The organism is Psychromarinibacter halotolerans, assembly GCF_029168315.1.
GTDB classification, from domain to species: Bacteria; Pseudomonadota; Alphaproteobacteria; order Rhodobacterales; family Rhodobacteraceae; genus Psychromarinibacter; species Psychromarinibacter halotolerans.
On record NZ_JARGYD010000015.1, the window covers coordinates 1 to 17800 of the forward strand.

At 65.6% G+C, this 17800-nt stretch carries 19 protein-coding genes and 1 pseudogene; 8 read left to right on the forward strand and 12 right to left on the reverse strand.

Features of this window, described 5'->3' with window-relative positions; all coding sequences use genetic code 11:
* A pseudogene (locus P1K30_RS22210) lies at positions 1 to 153 on the forward strand (electron transfer flavoprotein subunit alpha/FixB family protein); the annotation flags it as partial.
* A gap of 106 nt (positions 154 to 259) precedes the next feature.
* On the opposite strand, the gene idi reads toward P1K30_RS22210, so the two are convergent.
* Complete coding sequence (idi, locus tag P1K30_RS22215) at positions 260 to 787, reverse strand: isopentenyl-diphosphate Delta-isomerase (protein ID WP_275635009.1); 528 nt, start codon at positions 785 to 787, stop codon at positions 260 to 262.
* Between the two features lie 167 nt (positions 788 to 954).
* Between idi and P1K30_RS22220 the strand changes: the two genes are divergently transcribed.
* Complete coding sequence (locus P1K30_RS22220; protein WP_275634968.1) at positions 955 to 1413, forward strand: c-type cytochrome; 459 nt, start codon at positions 955 to 957, stop codon at positions 1411 to 1413.
* A gap of 10 nt (positions 1414 to 1423) precedes the next feature.
* On the opposite strand, the gene P1K30_RS22225 is transcribed toward P1K30_RS22220, so the two are convergent.
* Positions 1424 to 2266 (reverse strand): DUF6473 family protein, encoded by an 843-nt coding sequence (locus P1K30_RS22225; RefSeq protein WP_275634969.1) that lies wholly within the window; start codon positions 2264 to 2266, stop codon positions 1424 to 1426.
* A gap of 175 nt (positions 2267 to 2441) precedes the next feature.
* On the opposite strand from P1K30_RS22225, the gene P1K30_RS22230 reads away from it, so the two are divergent.
* Positions 2442 to 3317: a 3-hydroxybutyryl-CoA dehydrogenase gene (locus P1K30_RS22230; protein ID WP_275634970.1), complete on the forward strand. Its 876-nt coding sequence runs from the start codon at positions 2442 to 2444 to the stop codon at positions 3315 to 3317.
* A gap of 144 nt (positions 3318 to 3461) precedes the next feature.
* On the opposite strand, the gene P1K30_RS22235 is transcribed toward P1K30_RS22230, so the two are convergent.
* Complete coding sequence (locus P1K30_RS22235) at positions 3462 to 3785, reverse strand: 2Fe-2S iron-sulfur cluster-binding protein (RefSeq protein ID WP_275634971.1); 324 nt, start codon at positions 3783 to 3785, stop codon at positions 3462 to 3464.
* An 11-nt stretch (positions 3786 to 3796) separates the two neighbouring features.
* Positions 3797 to 4972, reverse strand: a complete 1176-nt coding sequence (locus P1K30_RS22240) for a cytochrome P450 (protein WP_275634972.1) — start codon at positions 4970 to 4972, stop codon at positions 3797 to 3799.
* Between the two features lie 112 nt (positions 4973 to 5084).
* On the opposite strand from P1K30_RS22240, the gene P1K30_RS22245 reads away from it, so the two are divergent.
* Positions 5085 to 5987, forward strand: coding sequence for a LysR family transcriptional regulator (locus tag P1K30_RS22245; protein ID WP_275634973.1), 903 nt, complete (start codon positions 5085 to 5087; stop codon positions 5985 to 5987).
* A gap of 82 nt (positions 5988 to 6069) precedes the next feature.
* Here P1K30_RS22245 and P1K30_RS22250 read toward each other — a convergent pair whose 3' ends face one another.
* From P1K30_RS22250 to P1K30_RS22280, 7 genes are all read right to left on the reverse strand, one after another.
* Positions 6070 to 6975, reverse strand: coding sequence for a lysophospholipid acyltransferase family protein (locus tag P1K30_RS22250; protein ID WP_379562063.1), 906 nt, complete (start codon positions 6973 to 6975; stop codon positions 6070 to 6072).
* Positions 6976 to 7035: 60 nt separating this feature from the next.
* A complete protein-coding gene (locus tag P1K30_RS22255; RefSeq protein WP_275634975.1) occupies positions 7036 to 7314 on the reverse strand; it encodes an HPr family phosphocarrier protein in 279 nt (92 codons plus the stop codon).
* A gap of 16 nt (positions 7315 to 7330) precedes the next feature.
* On the reverse strand, positions 7331 to 7717 hold the full coding sequence (locus tag P1K30_RS22260; RefSeq protein ID WP_275634976.1) for a PTS sugar transporter subunit IIA: 387 nt from the start codon (positions 7715 to 7717) through the stop codon (positions 7331 to 7333).
* A 7-nt stretch (positions 7718 to 7724) separates the two neighbouring features.
* Positions 7725 to 8636 (reverse strand): RNase adapter RapZ, encoded by a 912-nt coding sequence (gene rapZ / locus P1K30_RS22265; protein WP_275634977.1) that lies wholly within the window; start codon positions 8634 to 8636, stop codon positions 7725 to 7727.
* A 7-nt stretch (positions 8637 to 8643) separates the two neighbouring features.
* Positions 8644 to 9057 carry an HPr kinase/phosphorylase gene (locus P1K30_RS22270; RefSeq protein ID WP_275634978.1) on the reverse strand — a complete coding sequence of 138 codons (414 nt, stop codon included), beginning with the start codon at positions 9055 to 9057 and terminating at the stop codon, positions 8644 to 8646.
* A 112-nt stretch (positions 9058 to 9169) separates the two neighbouring features.
* Entirely contained in the window at positions 9170 to 10906 is a 1737-nt protein-coding gene (locus P1K30_RS22275; RefSeq protein WP_379561978.1) for a sensor histidine kinase, read from the reverse strand.
* 2 nt (positions 10907 to 10908) lie between these two features.
* Positions 10909 to 11610: a response regulator transcription factor gene (locus P1K30_RS22280; protein WP_275634979.1), complete on the reverse strand. Its 702-nt coding sequence runs from the start codon at positions 11608 to 11610 to the stop codon at positions 10909 to 10911.
* Between the two features lie 376 nt (positions 11611 to 11986).
* Here P1K30_RS22280 and P1K30_RS22285 point away from each other — a divergent pair, with 376 nt between their 5' ends.
* The 3 genes from P1K30_RS22285 (at position 11987) to P1K30_RS22295 (ending at position 14945) form a co-directional block, all read left to right on the forward strand.
* Complete coding sequence (locus P1K30_RS22285) at positions 11987 to 13585, forward strand: phosphoenolpyruvate carboxykinase (protein ID WP_275634980.1); 1599 nt, start codon at positions 11987 to 11989, stop codon at positions 13583 to 13585.
* A 39-nt stretch (positions 13586 to 13624) separates the two neighbouring features.
* The gene (locus tag P1K30_RS22290; protein WP_275634981.1) at positions 13625 to 14194 is read left to right on the forward strand and encodes a DUF3859 domain-containing protein; all 570 of its coding nucleotides are present in this window, start codon (positions 13625 to 13627) and stop codon (positions 14192 to 14194) included.
* Between the two features lie 67 nt (positions 14195 to 14261).
* A complete protein-coding gene (locus P1K30_RS22295) occupies positions 14262 to 14945 on the forward strand; it encodes an RraA family protein (protein ID WP_275634982.1) in 684 nt (227 codons plus the stop codon).
* A 61-nt stretch (positions 14946 to 15006) separates the two neighbouring features.
* Here the strand turns inward: P1K30_RS22295 and P1K30_RS22300 are convergent, their stop codons facing one another.
* Positions 15007 to 16221 (reverse strand): FAD-dependent monooxygenase, encoded by a 1215-nt coding sequence (locus P1K30_RS22300; RefSeq protein WP_275634983.1) that lies wholly within the window; start codon positions 16219 to 16221, stop codon positions 15007 to 15009.
* Between the two features lie 177 nt (positions 16222 to 16398).
* Between P1K30_RS22300 and P1K30_RS22305 the strand changes: the two genes are divergently transcribed.
* Entirely contained in the window at positions 16399 to 17727 is a 1329-nt protein-coding gene (locus P1K30_RS22305; RefSeq protein ID WP_275634984.1) for an amidase, read from the forward strand.
* Positions 17728 to 17800: the final 73 nt, after the last annotated feature.

Genomic DNA, 17800 nt, shown 5'->3' on the forward strand with positions numbered 1-17800 from the left:
TCGGGCGCGATCCAGCACCTTGCGGGGATGAAGGATTCCAAGGTGATCGTCGCGATCAACAAGGACGAGGAAGCGCCGATCTTCCAGGTCGCCGACTACGGCCTTGTCGCGGACCTGTTCACCGCAGTCCCGGAACTGACCGAGAAGCTCTGATCCGGTGAGGATGGGGTAAACCCCCATCCGACAAGCCCTAACGTAGGATGGGGTTCCACCCCATCCCGGAAGGCCCGCCAAACGGCGGGCCTTTTGCGTTGTGCGTTCAGCGCCCCAAAGAACCGAAGATCCGTGCGGCATGATCCTCAAGGTAGATCCGAAGCCACGGCGTAAACCGCGCGGGGTCTGCCGCGATCTCGGCCCGCAGCGCATCCAGCGTCGCCCAGCGTACCTCGGCCACTTCGTCCGGGTTCGGCGCCACCGCCAAGTCGGCACCGGCGTCACAGACGAAAACCTGCACCACCTCGTCCTCGACCATGCCATTGCCGACATCGGCGCGATACCGCACCTCGCCCCGGTGGATCGGCGTCAGCCCCGCGATCCCCAATTCCTGCTGCAACCGCCGCACGGCGCAGTCAGTGTCGGACTCCTGCCAATGCGGGTGCGTACAGCAGGTGTTCGCCCAAAGCCCGGGCGTATGGTACTTGCCCAGCGCGCGGCGCTGCAGCAGCACCCGGTCGCCGTCCAGCACGAAAACCGACACCGCCTTGTGCCGAAGCCCCTGCCGGTGCGCGGCCAGCTTGTCCACCGCCATCAATTCGCCGTTCACCCAGGCCGGGATCATGTCCTGCATCGCGCCGCCAGATACGCCATGCCGCGCAGTATCGCCAGACATCCCGGTCACTTCGCCGCATGGGGCGCCCTTGATCTTGGGCCCGATACGGGGAATCGTCGGCGGCGCGCGACAGCCAAGTACATGGGCCGCACCGGCCCCCGAAGGACGCGAAAAGCGAGGACCTCATGAAACGCCTAGCCAATTCCCTTCTGGCCGCCAGCCTTCTGGCCGCCCCCGCCACCGCGCAGGACCTGTCCGAACAGGCCGCCTACGCCGCCGAAAGCTTCGGCCAATGCGCGACCTGCCACGTCATCGCCGACGACTCGGGCGAGGTTCTTTACGGCAATCGGGGCAAGGTCGGTCCCAACCTGCACTGCGTCGTCGGCCGCACCGCCGGCAGCTATGACGGTTTCCGCTATGGCAAGTCGATGGCTGAGGCCGGAGAGGCCGGCCTTGTGTGGGACGCCGAGAACCTTGCCACGTACCTGCTGGACCCCAAGGACTATCTTGCCGAGTACCTCGACGATCCACGGGCCCGGTCGAAGATGACCTTCAAGGTCCGCGCCGACAACTCCGAGGACAAATCGGCCGAAGAGGTCGCCGCCGCATTCGCCGCGCTTCTGGCCGAAGCCTGCGCTAACTAACCCCGTCCGGTCACAGCATCGATTTCAGCACCGGCGCCAATGCCCGAGCGGCGCGCCGGTGCACCACCGGACCCAGCATTTCCTCTGCCGCGGCGCGCTCGCCCTCGGCAAAGTGCATCTCGTCCATGCCGCTGCGCCGTTCCGGCGCCGAGGCGACGACCTCGACCACCTTCGTGACCTTCCCTTCCAGTGACATCAGCATCGGCCGGTCGATGAACAGCGGATCGCCGCAGGCCAGCTCGTGCTGCCCGAAACTGCGGTCGTCGTCTTCCAGCGGCGGATGATCGGACAGCCACAACAACACCACCGGCCGCTCGATCTGCGACAACAGCATGCGCATCCGCGCCAGCCACGCTTCTTTGAGTTCCCCCCGCAGCATCGCGAACTTCTCGGGCGAGATGTCCTTCAGCGTCTGCAGCATGTGGCGCGTGAAGCTGAACTCGGTGAAGTCGACCTCGGGGTAAATCTTGTGCAGCAGCGTCGACGCCCGCAGGAAACGGTCGTTGCGGCGCGGGTGCACTGCGTAAAAGCGGTTCGACATGTTCTGCGCGCCCATCACTTGCATCACCGCGACCTGCGACTTGTTGCAGATCTCCAGCAGCGTCTTGTCGTTGAAATAGGCGTCGATCCCGGCGTTGATACAGCCAAGGTTCACGCCCCGTATTCCCAGTTCCACCTCGACCAAAGCCGGAAACGGCGTGTCGATGAATTTGCCGTAGGTTTCAGTACCGCCAAGATAGGCGACAAAGTCCCCCTCCAGCCGCCGGCGCGGTCCGCGGAAAAGCTGTTTCGACGCGCCGTACCGGCACGGGAAGTAATCGAGAGCCGGTCGTTCGAGATTGCCGTAGTTCATTGCACCCCACTTCTGAAAGTGATCCACCCGCGACCGGATTCGCACAAACTCCTTGCCATCTGCCTAAGCCGTGCATTTGTCTCGAATTGCCGCGCGGCATCCCAGGGCATTCGCCCTTGCAGTGCCGCGAAGGCGGCGCATATGGTCCCGGCGACAACCCGAAGGAGCGGCGAGCATGGAAATCAAGCGGATCGGCGTGATCGGCGCAGGCCAGATGGGCAACGGGATCGCGCATGTCATGGCGCTCGCGGGGTACGAGGTGCTGCTGACCGACATCAGCGAGGACGCACTGTCCGCAGCGGTGTCGCTGGTGTCGAAGAACCTCGACCGGCAGGTCTCGAAGGACCGCATCTCCGCGGACGAGAAGCAGGCCGCGATGGACCGGATCTCGACCACGCTGAAACTGCCCGATCTCGGCGGCACCGACCTTGTGATCGAGGCGGCGACCGAACGCGAAACCGTCAAGCAGGCGATCTTCGAAGACCTCGTGCCGCATCTGCAGCCGCACACGATCCTGACCTCGAACACCTCGTCGATCTCGATCACCCGCCTGGCCAGCCGCACCGACCGCCCGGAAAAATTCATGGGCTTTCACTTCATGAACCCGGTCCCGGTGATGCAGCTGGTCGAGCTGATCCGCGGCATCGCCACGGACGAGCCGACCTACAAGGCCTGCCTCGCCGTGGTCGAAAGCCTCGGCAAATCCGCCGCCTCGGCCGAGGATTTCCCGGCCTTCATCGTAAACCGCATCCTGATCCCGATGATCAACGAAGCGGTCTACACCCTCTACGAAGGCGTGGGATCGGTGAAATCCATCGACACTTCGATGAAACTCGGCGCCAACCATCCGATGGGGCCGCTGGAACTGGCGGATTTCATCGGGCTGGACACCTGTCTTGCCATCATGAACGTGCTGCACGACGGGCTGGCGGACACCAAGTACCGCCCCTGCCCACTGCTGGTGAAATACGTCGAGGCCGGCTGGCTCGGCCGGAAGACCCAGCGCGGCTTCTACGACTACCGAGGCGAAACGCCGGTCCCGACACGCTGATAAAGAAAGCCCCGACCACAACGGCCGGGGCTTCTTCTCTTTCCAAGTACCTCGGGGGAGGCCTCAGGCCGGGGGCAGAGCCCCCTTTCGCCCTCACATTGCGCACCGCTCGGTGCGACGGGCAGAGCCCCCCACCCGCCAGCGTCAGATCTGTGCCTCAGGCAGATGCACCACCATGCCGTTCAGCGCCGGGCGGACCGCGATCTGGCAGCACAGGCGGCTCGACGGTTTCACCTCGCAGGCGGCGAAATCCAGCATCTCGGACTCTTCCTCGCCGGCCCCGCCCACCTCGGGCAGGAACGTATCCTCAACATAGCCATGACAGGTTGCACAAGCGAGAGAGCCGCCGCATTCGCCACGGATACCCTCGACGTCGTTGTCCCGCGCGATCTGCATCAGCGTCGCGCCCTCGGCGGCTTGCACGGTGATGCGCTTGCCGCAGGCTTCCACGAAAGTCACTTCGATCATCATGCTCTCCTTCAGTTCAGCCGCACCGGCAGGTTCAGCGGCCCGCGGAACCCGAAGCCCTTCCAGACCACGTCCTCGGGCGTCACCAGCTCCATGTTCGGGAAGCGGTCGAAGATCAGCGGCAGCATGATCTTGCCCAGCATCATCCGCGCAAGATGCGTGCCAAGGCAGTGATGCGGCCCGCTGCCGAAGCTTTGGTGCGGGCTGCGCTTGCGGAACACGTCGAACCGGTCGCCGTTCTCGAACAGATCCTCGTCGCGGTTGGCGCTGGCCTGCACGGTCATCACCACATCGCCTTTCGGAATGTCGAAGCCCCGGATCTGCGTGTCCTCTGTCACCAGCCGCGAACTGACCTGGATAGGCGCGACCCAGCGGACGCCTTCCTCGAACGCCAGCCCCCAGTCGCCGCTTTCCTTCAACGCCTGAAGCTGGTCGGGGTTGGTCAGAAGGCCGTACAGGATCGTTAGCAGCGCGTCGCGCGGCTCGTTGATGCCGCCGCCGATGGCGATCTTGATGTTCGCCACCACCTGGCTCATCTCGATGGGGTTTTCGGCATTCAGCATCACCGACAGCGCCGATTGGTCCGGCTCTTGGCGGGCGGTGGGGGCCTGCCGGTTGATCTCGGATACGATCTGGTCATGCGCGAGGTCCGAGCGTTCGAACAGCTTCGGATCCCAGCCGAAGTTCCCCGCGCCATCGATTAGCGCCTGGCTCCAGAACTGCATGTCCTCGTCCGACGCGCCCGGAATACCAAGGATCACGGCAAGAATGCGGGCGGACAGCGGACCGGCCAGCGTCGGGAATAGGTCGACGACCTCGTCGCGCGGCAACCGGTCAAGATAGTCGTTCGCCAGCTGCTCATAGGCCGGACCCCACAGGCCCTTCAGGTTCTTCGGGCTGAACGTCGGCGCCATCGCCATCCGCTCGGCCTTGTGGTCCGGTCCGTCCTTCCGCATCAGCGTCTGGGCGTGGAACGCGCGCTCCATCGGCGTGTTAGGGTCGTTCGAGCTGAACAGGTCGGGGTTGTCCTTCACCGCGCGGGCGTCTTCCGCCCGGGTCAGAAGGGTACGGCCGACCGACGCAACCCGCAGCACGGGGCTTTCCGCCCGCATCTTCCGGTAAACCGGATACGGGTTCGCCGTCAGCTCGGGAATCGTGATGGTGTCGTCATATGGCGCAAGTGCCATGCTGCCCTCCTCCTTGGCGTTCTGGCTATGACGGACGAGCTAATTCGCCAGACCCCCACATGACAATCCGATGGAATTGATCTAGAACATCGGAGAATCCGATAGGATAGCCATGTCAGATGCTTACACCATAGATTTCGCCGCACTTCGGACCCTGCGGCTGGTCCATGAAAAGGGCAGCTTCACCGCCGCGGCAGAGGCTTTGGGCACGAACCAGTCCGCCGTCAGCTACACCGTGGACAAGCTGCGCCGCGCGCTTGGCGATCCTTTGTTCGTGCGGCAAGGCGGCGGCATCGCCCCCACCGAACGCTGCACGACCGTCATCGCATCGGCGATCCGCCTGCTGGACGAGTTCGAAACACTGGCCGCCCCGCCCGAGTTCGACCCGGCCCGCGCGCGCCAGACCGTGACCATCGCCTGCAACTACTACGAACGCGTCCTGATCGCCCCCCATGTGATCCGCCGTCTGCGGCGCGACGCACCGGGCTTGCGCGTCGACCTGATCAACTCGTCCGCACAGGGGCGCCTGCAACTCAAGCGCGCCGAGGCCGACCTGCTGATCGGGCCGCTCCGCCCGGACGAGGACGGGTACTACTGCCGCAACCTGCTGGACGACCGCTACGTCTGCATCGCCGACCCCGACAATCCGCTGTGCGACAAGCCGCTGACGCTGGACTCATACGCTGCCGCCCGCCACGCGGTCGTGACCTACGGCGGCACATGGAAATCCGGCTATCTGCAAGAACTCGAAGCGCGGCGCATCGAGCTGAACACGGTGTTCCGCCTGCCCAGCCCGGCGGGGATCGAATCCATCGTCGCCGGCACGGACGTCGTCTCGACGATTCCCCGACGCCTTGCCGGAACGCTGGGCCCCGCGGTCCGCATCCTGGACTGTCCCTGCCCGGCCCCGTTCGAGATCGATCTGGTCTGGACGACGCGGACCCACGCCTCGCCGATGCACGCATGGCTGCGCGGCGTGATTGCCGCCGCGGTCCGCGCCGCTTACCCCGGCTGACCGATCCCTTTCTTCTGTCCGGAAATATCCCGGGGAAGTCACACGCAGTGTGACTGGGGCAGAGCCCCTGCAACGCCCGCGATCAGGCGCTGTCCTTCAGGGACAAGACGTGGTTGCGCAGCCACGCCATGTAGTTGCGCGGCTCTTTGATCGGCTCGTCCCATTCGTCGGGCGTGATGGGGCGTCCGATGACCGGCGCCTGCGGCTTCTTGCAGGCGGCGACGATCTCGTGCAGCAGCAGCCCCTGCCGCATCGCGGGGGACAGCTGGTTGGCGATCTGGTACCAGCGCGAATTCGAACCGGGGAAATAGATCGGCAGGATCGTCGCCCCCGACCGGCGGATCATCTTGGCGGTGAACACGTTCCATTCGGCTTCGACAGCCGGTCCGAACATGGTCTCGGAATGCGCGACGACGCCCGACGGAAACAGCGCAATCGCGCCTTCGTCGTTCAGGTGATTCATCGCCGCCTCGCGCATCTCGATGCCCTTGCGCTGCGCATCGTCCTCGTGCGGGAACGGAACCGAGATCAGGAAGCTCGCCGCCATCTCGTCGATGCCGGTCAGGAAGGCGCGGACCAGCAACTTGTAGTCCTGCCGCTTGTGGCTCAGCAGGTGCCCGATCACCATCCCGTCGACCAGCCCGTGCGGGTGGTTCGCGACCACCACAAGCGGACCTGTCGCCGGAATCCGGTCGATCTGGTCCTGCGGGGTGTCCAGCCGGATCCGCATGATGTCCAGCGCATCCCCCCAGATGTCGCGCCGGTCGTGCGGCCCGCGTCTTTGGAACTCGCGCAGCATCCGGATGATCGTGATCTTGCCGGTAAACCATTCCAGCGCGCGGATCGTGAAGGCCCTTAGCGGGCTGTCGAACGTGTTCGCATAGGTCAGACGGCGCCGGTCATAGGCCTGCCCCGGCGGTGCGGGGACGGGCTGGCCGCCGGAGGTCTCTGCGCCGCGCGCGGCAATTCTGTCACGCCGCGCCTGCATCAGTTGCTGCCTCTGGGGAGTGGTGTCTGACAAGCCAAACTCTCTCCTCGCGGGACCCGGCTACATATCTTCGCCGAAACGGTCGGCCACAAGCGCCTCCAGCGCGTCGGCAAGCTTCTCTGCCTCCGGGCCGCTGGTTTCGACTTCAATAGAGGTTCCTTTTGATGCTGCCAACATCAAAAGCCCCATGATGCTGTCGCCGGTGGCGCTTTGACCGTCCTTGGCGACGGTCGCCGTCGCGTCATGTTCCTCGACCACCTCGACCAGCTTGGCCGAGGCCCGGGCGTGCAGGCCCTTTTCGTTGACGATCAACAGGGTACGTTTGACGGCTTTGCTCATGACGGGAAAGGCTATGTCACGCCACGTCGTAGCTGTCGATATATTTCCGCCCGGCCTGCAACGCGCCGCTTACCGCATCGCCCAGCGCCATGTGCCGCGACTTGGCCAGTTTGATCAGCATGGGCAGGTTGGCGCCGTAGATGATCTTGCGGTCCTGCGGCGTACAGGCGCGCAGGCTAAGGTTGCTGGGCGACCCGCCGAACATGTCGGTCACGACGACAACGCCGTCGCCGCCATCAACGCTGTCGGCTGCGGCACAAATCTCTGTCTGCTTCACGCCCCGGTCATGGTCCGGCTCTATCGAGATCGCACGAATCCCGTTCTGCCGTCCGACCACATGCTCGACGGCGCTTAGATATTCCCGGGCTAGGCCGCCATGGGCGACGATGACGATGCCGATCAAGGTACGCTTACCCCACGGATGACGGGGGCGCCGCACGCGCCGTCCGCTCCAGTTCCCTGTGCCTTTTAGAAACCTGCCACCCCTGCATTGCAAGGATATTTGCCAGCTTTTCCGCAAGGGTAACCGATCTGTGTTGCCCTCCGGTACAGCCGAAACCGATGGACAGGTGCGACTTGCCCTCATCGCGATAAGCGGGCAGCAGCATTTCAATCAATCCGGTCACACGTTCAAGAAATTCGGGGAACAGCGGGTCCCCCTCGACATAGGTCGCGACGGCGTCGTCGCGGCCATCCATCGCGCGCAGCGACGGCTCCCAGTGCGGGTTGCGCAGGAAACGGCAATCGAACACCGTATCGATCCCGCGCGGCAACCCGCGCTTGTAGGAAAAGCTTTGGACCGACACGGCAAGCCGCGCGTTCGGGTCGGTATCGAACAGCGCCTGCACCTCGTCGCGCAGGTCGTGAACCGTCAGTTCCGAGGTGTCGATCAGCGTGTCAGCCTGTTCCAGCAGCGGCTGCAGCAGGGCCGCCTCGCGCTCGATCCCTAACAGCGGCGCCTCGGCCGGCGCCAACGGGTGCCGGCGGCGGGTCTCGGAATAGCGGCGCAGCAGAACCTCGGTGCTGCAATCGAGGTACAGCAGTTCCACCGCCTGCCCGGCCTCTGCCCGGCGTTGGCGGACAAGGTCTAGGATCGCGTCGACGCTGAAGTCGCGATTGCGGACATCAAGCCCCAGCGCCATCGGCCGCCCCAGCGGCGGGCCGTCCAGCAGGCGCGGCATCAGCCGCAGCGGCATGTTGTCGATCACCTCGTACCCGAGGTCTTCAAGCACGTTGATCGCCGTAGACCGGCCAGCCCCGGACGGGCCGGTGACAAGCACCAGTCGCGTCGTCTGCGAAGCGTCTGCACGGTCTAGCGACATCGAAAGCTCATATCTCGGCGGGTCCAGATTCAAGATACTGCAGGATCGCTGCGGCGAAATGAAGGCTCTCCACCTTGTGAAGAAGGGGTACCGTTGCGTCGCAAGCCGTCCAGTCGCGCGGCGGCGGCATCCGCGCCGTCTCGACCCGGTCCATGTCGATCGCAAGGACCACGCGGCAGGGGTCTGCCGCCGCGGCGTTCAGGATGCCGATGCCCCGCGCTTCGATCCGGCCGCGGATCGTGTCTGGCGCGGCGGCCTGCAACGCGCCGCCTTGGTTGGACAGGATCGTGCGGTCGTCCGAAACAAGCGCGGCGCCATAAGCCATCAGCTGCAGTGCCAGCCCCGACTTGCCTGTTCCGGACCCGCCAAGGATCAGAACCCCGCGCCCGCCCAGCGCGACGCAGCTTGCGTGGACGATCACAACCGACGGCGGCAGCTTCTTCTAGAAGAAGCTGGGCCGCAGAATTTTGTTGCAGATTTTTCGCTTGCAGGATTTTCCGGACAATCCTGCCTCTGGCGACAGGCGTTCACGATCAGACCGGCAGGCCGACCACGAAGCGGGCGCCCAGCGGGTCCGAGGTCACGTCGGCGTCGGTCGGGCGGATGTTCTCAGCCCAGATCACGCCGGAATGCGCCTCGACGATCTGCTTGGAAATCGCCAGCCCGAGACCGGAGTTGTTGCCGAACTGCCCGGCGGGCCGTTCCGAGTAGAAGCGGTTGAAGATCTTGGTCAGCGCCTCTTCCGGGATGCCGGGGCCGGTATCCTCGACCACCACCAGCACGCGGTTGTCGCGGCGGCGGACCCAGACGCGGATCGCGTCGCCGTCCTCGCAGAACGACACCGCGTTCGAGATCAGGTTTACGAAGACCTGCGCCAGACGCGCTTCCAGCCCCTGAATCTCGATGGAATCGGCGGGCATGTCGGTGATGAACTCGATCCCCTTCTCGCGCGCTTCGTTGCCGAGATAGTCGGACAGGTTGCGCAGCATCGCCAGAAGGTCGAACGATTCCTCGTCCTCTTTCACCAGCTCGCTGTCCAGCCGCGAGGCGTTCGAGATGTCGCTGACCAGCCGGTCAAGCCGGCGCACGTCGTGTTCGATCACCTCCAGCAGCCGCTCGCGCTGATCGTCGCGTTTGGCCACCCGCAGGGTGCCGATGGCGGACCGCAGCGACGCCAGCGGGTTCTTGATCTCGTGCGCGACGTCGGCGGCGAACTGTTCGTTCGCGTCGATCCGTTCGTACAGCGCGCCGACCATACCGCGCAGCGCGGCCGACAAGCGGCCGATCTCATCCGGGCGGCCCGACAGATCGGGAATGCGGATGCGCGCGGGGCTGCGGCGCTTGGAATTCTTGTCGCGCCCGATCTCGGCCGCGGCGGCAAGGTCGGACAGCGGGTTGGCGATGGTCGAGGCCAGCACAAGGCTTAGGCCGATGGACACAAGGATCGCGATCACGAACATCTGCAGCACGCGTTCACGTTCGGCCAGCACCAGTTGGTCGATCTCTCCGGCGGCACTGGTCAGGGCGACGGCCCCGACAGCGACATCGCCACGCATCACTGGCGTGGCGACCGAGAAGATCGTGCCGCCGTCGCGATACACCTGGCTGGAAACCTGCGTTTCGCCCTGCGCGGCGCCTGCCGCCATCGCGCGCAAGGCTTCCTGAATGTCGGCTTCGGAAACGCCGCTGTCCTGCGCGTTGAACAGCCCTGAAAGCGCGTCCCACGCTCGGTTCAGGGAGTCGGACAGCACGGTGGACTCTTCCCGCTCGGGCGCGGGCATTCCGTCCAGCTGCGGCCGGTCGACGCCGCCGGTCGCTTCCAGCAGGGCGCCGTCCGCATCGAAAACGTAAACCTCGATCCCCGGCTGCAGACGAAGCGCACCCAGCATCGAGCCAAGCGCACCCGCATCCAGACCGGCACCCGCGTCAGCATCGCCTGCAATCGCGGCTTCCAAAACGTTGGCCACCAGATGCGCCTCGGCCACCAGCGTGCTTTCGCGCTGCAGCACGATGTTCTCGCGCACGGGGTTCAGCCAAAGCACACCCGCAACCAGCATCAGCATGGCCAGCAGGTTGAAGGTGATGATCTTGCGCGCCAGCGGCGAACGGTTGATCGAGATGAAGCTTCGCTTGCTGCGACGCTCCTTCACGTCGGCGCTGACCTCGGACTCTGGACGTTCCCAGTCCTCGCCGAGGACCAGGTTATCCATTTCCGCGTCACGCGCCGCGGGCTTGGACCCTCGCACGTCGATGTCAGACGTGGCGTTCATGATTACTCTTCGTTGTAACGATACCCGATGCCGTACAGCGTCTCGATCGCCGAGAAGTCGGAATCAACGGTCCGCATTTTCTTGCGCAGCCGCTTGATGTGGCTGTCGATGGTCCGGTCGTCGACATAGACCTGATCGTCATAGGCCACGTCCATCAGCTGATCGCGCGACTTCACGAAACCGGGACGCTGGGCAAGCGCCTGCAGCAGCAGGAATTCGGTCACGGTCAGCGACACGTCCTGACCCTTCCACGTCACCGCGTGGCGCAGCGGGTCCATCGACAGTTCGCCGCGGACCATCACCTTGTTCGCCTCGGTATCGCCTTTCTCGCCGGAATCGATCGCTTCCTGACGGCGCAGCAGCGCACGGATGCGTTCGACCAGCAGGCGCTGGCTGAAGGGTTTCTTGACGTAGTCATCCGCGCCCATGCGCAGACCCAGAACCTCGTCGATCTCGTCGTCCTTCGAGGTCAGGAAAATGACCGGCATCGACGTCTTCTGGCGCACCCGCTGAAGCAGGTCCATCCCGTCCATGCGGGGCATCTTGATATCGAAGACGGCCATATCGGGAAGACGCTTGTTAAACGCGTCCAGCGCGGCCTGACCGTCATTATAGGTTTCGACCTCGAAGCCCTCGGCCTCAAGAGTCATGGACACCGATGTCAGGATGTTCCTGTCATCGTCCACCAAAGCAATCCGCGACATGAGGGTTTCCTCTACTGCTCTATTTATACCTGCATTTTTTGGGCATAGTCACTACGCAACCCCGCCAAATCAACCGCAATGTGCGAATCACGGCCGTATCGCGGGTCAATCAGGCACGAAAATCCGCAACCAATTGCTAATATGTCTCACTCAGGGGCACGATTTTGCATGCTTGGAAAGATGGTTTCCCGCCCGCGACGGATGATTGCGCTAACCCTGTACTGGTTGCGCTAACTGTGCGCTTGCGTCCTGTTCACGCCCAAAACCGACATGCTATAGGCCTCCAGCACGGCACCATTTCCGGAGTCGGCTGGCGCAGTCCCGCGCCTTTTACGTTCAGCCAGACGCCGCCCGCGCGGCGAGGGAGACAGACCGCATGGAAACCGGACGGGTCAATCCTAACCAGACACTCGAGCAACACGGCATCACCGGGCTTGGCCATGTGTATTACAACCTCATCGACGCCGCTCTGATGCAAAAGGCGGTCGAGCGGGGCGAGGGCGAGCTGGGCAACGGCGGCACGCTGCTGGTCGACACAGGCAAGCACACCGGCCGCTCGCCCAAGGACAAGTTCGTGGTCCGCACCCCGTCGGTCGAGGATTCGATCTGGTGGGACAACAACAAGCCGATGGACCCCGCCGCGTTCGACCAGCTTCACGCCGACATGCTGGAACACATGAAGGGCCGGGACTACTTCGTTCAGGACCTGTTCGGCGGCGCCGATCCGCAACACCGGCTGGACGTGCGGATCGTCAACGAGATGGCGTGGCACAACCTGTTCATCCGCCACCTGCTGCGCCGCCCCGCGCGCAGCGAACTGGACGAGTTCACGCCCGAGTTCACCATCATCAACTGCCCCAGCTTCAACGCCGACCCCGAGCGGCACGGCTGCCGGTCGGAAACCGTGATCGCGCTGAACTTCGACAAGAAGCTGATCCTGATCGGCGGCACCGAATACGCGGGCGAGAACAAGAAATCCGTGTTCACGCTGCTGAACTACATCCTTCCGGGCAAAGGCGTGATGGCGATGCACTGCTCGGCCAACCACGCGCCGAACAATCCCGTCGACACCGCCGTGTTCTTCGGCCTGTCGGGCACCGGCAAGACCACGCTGTCCGCCGACCCGAACCGCGTCCTGATCGGTGATGACGAACACGGCTGGTCCGACCGCGGCACCTTCAACTTCGAAGGCGGCTGCTACGCCAAGACGATCAGCCTGTCCGCCGAGGCCGAGCCCGAGATCTACGCCACCTGCTCGATGTTCGGCACCGTGATCGAGAACATGGTCTACGACCCGCAGACGCTGGAACTGGACTTCGAGGATGACTCGAAGACCGCGAACATGCGCTGCGCCTACCCGCTCGAGGCCATCTCGAACGCGTCGGCCACCGCGCTTGGCGGACATCCGAAGAACATCATCATGCTGACCTGCGACGCGTTCGGCGTGCTGCCTCCGATCGCACGGCTGTCGCCCGCGCAGGCGGAATACCACTTCCTGTCGGGCTTCACCTCGAAGGTGGCCGGCACGGAAAAGGGCGTGACCGAACCGGAACCGACCTTCTCGACCTGCTTCGGCGCGCCGTTCATGCCGCGCCGCCCCGAGGTCTACGGCGCCCTGCTGCGCGAGAAGATCGCCAAGCACGGCGCGACCTGCTGGCTGGTCAACACCGGCTGGACCGGCGGCGCCTATGGCACCGGGTCGCGGATGCCGATCAAGGCCACCCGCGCGCTGCTAACCGCCGCGCTGGACGGATCGCTCGCCGACAGCACCTTCCGCAAGGATCCGAACTTCGGCTTCGACGTGCCGGTTTCGGTGCCCGGCGTGGCCGCGATTCTGCTGGATCCGCGCCGCACGTGGGATGACGGCGCCGCCTACGACGCGCAGGCGCAGAAGCTGGTCGGCATGTTCGCCGAGAACTTCTCGCAGTACGAGGCGTACATCCACGAGGACGTGAAGGCCGTCGCAATCGGCTGACGCTTTCCACCGGGTCAAAGCGGGTCTAGGGTGCAGCCCATGACACGCCTTGCCCGCATCGCACCGCAGGGAGCCCGCCGGATCGCCGGCTGGCTCCTTTTCGTCTGCGCCCTTGCCCTGCTGCCCGCGAACGGGGTCGCGGCCGATACGCGGACCCCCGGCGCGGCCGAGTTTACCGCAGGATATTTCTGCGCCCGCGAGCCCGTCGACATCGGCGAGGCTGAAGGCACGGTGTCGGGCACCGTGTCCTTCGTCGAGGGGCTGCCGCCATTCCTTGGCCCCGGTCCGCTGGTCCCCGGCCAGAAAGACGTGGGCTTCGGCGTGCACGTCCGGGCGCTGCCAGATTACGCGGGCCCGGTCGAGATCACCATCGAACACCCGCCGATGGGGCCGAACAACGTCACCAGCCAGACCTGGTACACCGACATCTCGGGGCTCGAAGCACAGTACTACGGCTACACCTTCGACTACGAATACGAGATCCTGAAGGGCCAGTGGCGGATGACCGCCCGCACCGCGGCGGGCGTCGTCTATTCCGCAGGGTTCGAAGTCGTCGACCCCGCGCTGCTGCCGCCGGTAACCTGCGGCTACGCGGTGCCCCTGTCCTGAACAGCTTAATCGGTGGATGGACCTTCCCGCAGGATTGGGCTTTGGTGCCGCGCAGGGAGGACCATCCATGATCGAAGAACCGCCACTGTTGACCATCCGGCGCCCCACGCGCCGCCCCACCGACGCCCAGATCGCCGCCTTTCAGGGCGTGCCGTCCAGCTTCGTCGTCGACGCGATGTACGGCGACGGCGCGCTGCCGCCGGTGATCCGCGCGCTTGACCCCGAATATGCCGCCGCCGGCCCCGCCCTGACCGTCGAGGCCGGTCCCGCCGACATCCTTGCGGTTCTTGCCGCCCTGCCTCAGGTCCGCGACGGCGACGTGGTGGTGTCCGATTTCGGCGGCCATCAGGGCTGCGCCGCGGCGGGCGACCGCGTCTGCGCCTTCATGAAGAACAGCGGCGCCATCGGCTTCATCACGGATGGCCCGATGCGGGATATCCTTGGCATCAAGGCGACCGGCCTTGCGGTCTGGTGTACCGGCCTGACGCCGGGCTCGCCCTTCGCGAAGGGCCCCGGCCGGGTCGGCTTCCCGATCACCCTTGGCGGCCGCGCGATCGAGACCGGCGACATGATCGTCGCCGACCGCGACGGCATCGCCGTGGTGCCGTTCGACCGGATCGACGAGGTCATCGAGATGCTGGCCAAGGTCACGGAACTGGAAAACAGCCTCGACGCCGAGCTTCAGAAGGGCCTGAAGGTTCCCGAGAACATCGTCGAACTGCTCGCAAGCGATCAGGTCAAATACGTCTGATCTTCTTCTGTCCGGAAATATCCCGGGGGGGAGGCCGCAGGCCGGGGGGCAGAGCCCCCTGCTACAGCGGCAGCCCGCGCAGCAAACGCGGCAGGTCGCCGGTCACACCGGCGGCCTCGCGCATCAGGGTCCGGCGCAGGCCGGGCAGGCCGTTCACCAAGCCCAGACCGATGTCGCGCCCCAGCCGCAGAAGCGGATTGTCGTTCGAGAACAGGCGGTTGATCCCGTCCGTCGCCAGCGCCAGCGTGGCCACGTCGAACCGCCGCCACTGTTCGTACCGTTGCAGCACGTCCAGCCCCCCGATGTCCTCGCCCCGGCGATACGCATCGACCAGCACCTCGGCCAGCGCGCCCACGTCCTTCAGCCCGGCGTTCAGCCCCTGCCCCGCCAGCGGATGCACCCGGTGCGCGGCGTCGCCGATCAGCCCCACGCGCGGCGCGGCGAAACTGTGCGCGATGGACAAGGGCACCGGGTAGGCGAACCGCTTGCCCTCCAGCCGGATATCACCAAGGAAATCCCCGACCCGGGGGCGCAGCAGCGCAAGATAACCCGCGTCGTCCAGCGCCGAGATCCGGCGCGCAGTGCTTTCGGCCTCGGTCCAGACGATCGACGACCGGTTGCCCGGCAGCGGCAGGATCGCCAGCGGCCCCGGCGGCATGAAGAACTGGTGCGCGACACCGCCGTGCGGCAGGTCGTGGGCGATGGCGCAGGCAAAGGACGTCTGGCCATAGGACCATTCCATCCGCCCGATGCCCGCCCGTTTCGCGGTCTGCGATGCCACACCGTCGGCACCGACCAGCAGGGTCGCCTGCAAGCTCCGCCCGTCCGACAGTGCGACGGTCACGCCGCTGCCGCCGACCTCGTGCCCGGTCACGTCGACGCCGGTGATCTGGGTGATGCTCGCCTCGGCGTCCATCGCGTCCTGAAACGCGCCGCGCAGGTAGCGGTCCTCGATCATCCAGCCGACGGGATAGTCCTCGACCTCGGCGCCGTCGAACAGCAGCGCCAGGGGCGACGCCCCCTCTCCGGCACGGCCGTCGCTGACGACGACCCGGTCGATGGCCTGCGCCTGATCGCGCACCGCGCCCCAAGCGCCGACCGCATCCAGCAGCCGTGCCGAGGCATGGGCCAGCGCATAGCCACGGCCATCGAAATCGGGATCGGTCCGCCGCTCGGGCGCAAGCCGTTCGACCAACGTCACGGAAAGGCCCGCGCGAGCCAGCGCCAGTGCCAAAGCCGGGCCGTTCAGCCCGCCGCCTATGAGGATCACGTCCATGCTGCGCTATATGCGCCTGCGGCCGGATTTGTCCATGCGACAGTATGGGTTTGGCCCGACCGTACCTGCCCGCCGCTGCCCGAACCTGCCCGCGCCACGGCGGCGGTTTCGTCACTTCCCCCATTTCCTCTCGCGCCCGCAGCGACTAGCGTCGGCGCAAAGCAGGAGGTGCGGAACGTGGACGACTGGTTGTGGATGACGGCGGCGGATCTCGGACGTGGGATCGCGGACGGCAGGGTCAATCCGGTCGCGCTGACCGACACCTATCTGGCCGCCATAGACGACCATGCAGAAGCCGGCCGGATCTATGCCCGCACCACGCCCGACCGCGCCCGTGCCGAGGCGAAAGCCGCCGCCGACCGCGCGGCGTCGGGGCGGCGCCTGTCGCTGCTGGACGGGGTGCCGATCTCGTGGAAGGACCTGTTCGACAGCGCCGGAACCGCGACCGAGTCCGGCAGCAAGCTGTTGGAGGGCCGCATCCCCGAACGTGACGCCACCGTGCTTCGCAACGCGACATCCGCCGGGCTGGTGTGCCTTGGCAAGACACACCTGTCGGAACTGGCCTTCTCGGGGTTGGGCCTGAACCCGATGACCGCCACGCCGCCCTGCGTCAACGACGCCGGCGCGGTGCCCGGCGGATCGTCGTCGGGCGCCGCGGCCTCGGTCGCCTTCGGGCTGGCCGCCGCCGGGATCGGTTCCGACACCGGGGGATCGGTGCGCATTCCCGCCGCGTGGAACGATCTGGTCGGCCTGAAGACGACCCACGGTCGCCTGTCGCTGACCGGCGCGGTGCCGCTGTGCGACAGGTTCGACACCGTCGGCCCCCTGTGCCGGTCGGTCGAAGACGCCGCGCTTTTGATGGCCGTGATGGAAGGAAAGACCGCGCCCGACCTGCGCGGCGCGACGTTGGACGGTGCCCGGCTGATGGCGCTGACGACCGGCGCGATGGACGACATCCGCGACACGCCGCTTGACGGATTCAACAACGCGATCAAAAGCTTGCAGGCCGCCGGGGCGACCGTCGACACGGTTGACCTGCCCTTCGTGGACGACATGCTGGCGCTGTCGCCGCTGCTGTATGCGCCCGAAGCCTACGGCATCTGGAAGGACGTGATCGAGGCCGCGCCCGAAAAGATGTACCCGCCGATCCTTGAACGGTTCCGGGGCGGCGCGGAGGTCAGCGCCGCGGATTACGTGGCCGCGTGGCGCAAGCTGGACGGGTTCCGGCAGCAGTGGGCCGAGGCGACCGCCGGTTACGACGCCGTGGTGATCCCGACCGCCCCGAACCTTCCGCCCGACGCGGCGCGGCTGATGAGCGACGACACCTACTACGTGACAGAGAACCTGCTGACCCTGCGCAACACGCGGATCGGCAATCTCTTGGGCAACTGTTCGCTGACGCTACCGACCGGCGTGCCGTCCACCGGCATCCTGCTGATGGCGCCGCCGACGGCAGAAGAACGACTGTTGCGGCTGTCTTTCGCGGCAGAGGCAACATTGTCCTAGGCGCTGGCCTAAAAGACACAACTTCGCCCCTCAAGCTTCGAAAAACCTGTCGTTTTCTGGACCGGGCGGCCTT

Bases quoted from the DNA above. Each gene is read 5' to 3' on its own strand.
- idi (WP_275635009.1), bottom strand. From the start codon at position 787: ATGCAGGACATGATCCCGGCCTGGGTGAACGGCGAATTGATGGCGGTG.
- P1K30_RS22220 (WP_275634968.1), top strand. From the start codon at position 955: ATGAAACGCCTAGCCAATTCCCTTCTGGCCGCCAGCCTTCTGGCCGCC.
- P1K30_RS22225 (WP_275634969.1), bottom strand. From the start codon at position 2,266: ATGAACTACGGCAATCTCGAACGACCGGCTCTCGATTACTTCCCGTGC.
- P1K30_RS22230 (WP_275634970.1), top strand. From the start codon at position 2,442: ATGGAAATCAAGCGGATCGGCGTGATCGGCGCAGGCCAGATGGGCAAC.
- P1K30_RS22235 (WP_275634971.1), bottom strand. From the start codon at position 3,785: ATGATCGAAGTGACTTTCGTGGAAGCCTGCGGCAAGCGCATCACCGTG.
- P1K30_RS22240 (WP_275634972.1), bottom strand. From the start codon at position 4,972: ATGGCACTTGCGCCATATGACGACACCATCACGATTCCCGAGCTGACG.
- P1K30_RS22245 (WP_275634973.1), top strand. From the start codon at position 5,085: ATGTCAGATGCTTACACCATAGATTTCGCCGCACTTCGGACCCTGCGG.
- P1K30_RS22250 (WP_379562063.1), bottom strand. From the start codon at position 6,975: ATGCAGGCGCGGCGTGACAGAATTGCCGCGCGCGGCGCAGAGACCTCC.
- P1K30_RS22255 (WP_275634975.1), bottom strand. From the start codon at position 7,314: ATGAGCAAAGCCGTCAAACGTACCCTGTTGATCGTCAACGAAAAGGGC.
- rapZ (WP_275634977.1), bottom strand. From the start codon at position 8,636: ATGTCGCTAGACCGTGCAGACGCTTCGCAGACGACGCGACTGGTGCTT.
- P1K30_RS22275 (WP_379561978.1), bottom strand. From the start codon at position 10,906: ATGAACGCCACGTCTGACATCGACGTGCGAGGGTCCAAGCCCGCGGCG.
- P1K30_RS22280 (WP_275634979.1), bottom strand. From the start codon at position 11,610: ATGTCGCGGATTGCTTTGGTGGACGATGACAGGAACATCCTGACATCG.
- P1K30_RS22285 (WP_275634980.1), top strand. From the start codon at position 11,987: ATGGAAACCGGACGGGTCAATCCTAACCAGACACTCGAGCAACACGGC.
- P1K30_RS22290 (WP_275634981.1), top strand. From the start codon at position 13,625: ATGACACGCCTTGCCCGCATCGCACCGCAGGGAGCCCGCCGGATCGCC.
- P1K30_RS22295 (WP_275634982.1), top strand. From the start codon at position 14,262: ATGATCGAAGAACCGCCACTGTTGACCATCCGGCGCCCCACGCGCCGC.
- P1K30_RS22300 (WP_275634983.1), bottom strand. From the start codon at position 16,221: ATGGACGTGATCCTCATAGGCGGCGGGCTGAACGGCCCGGCTTTGGCA.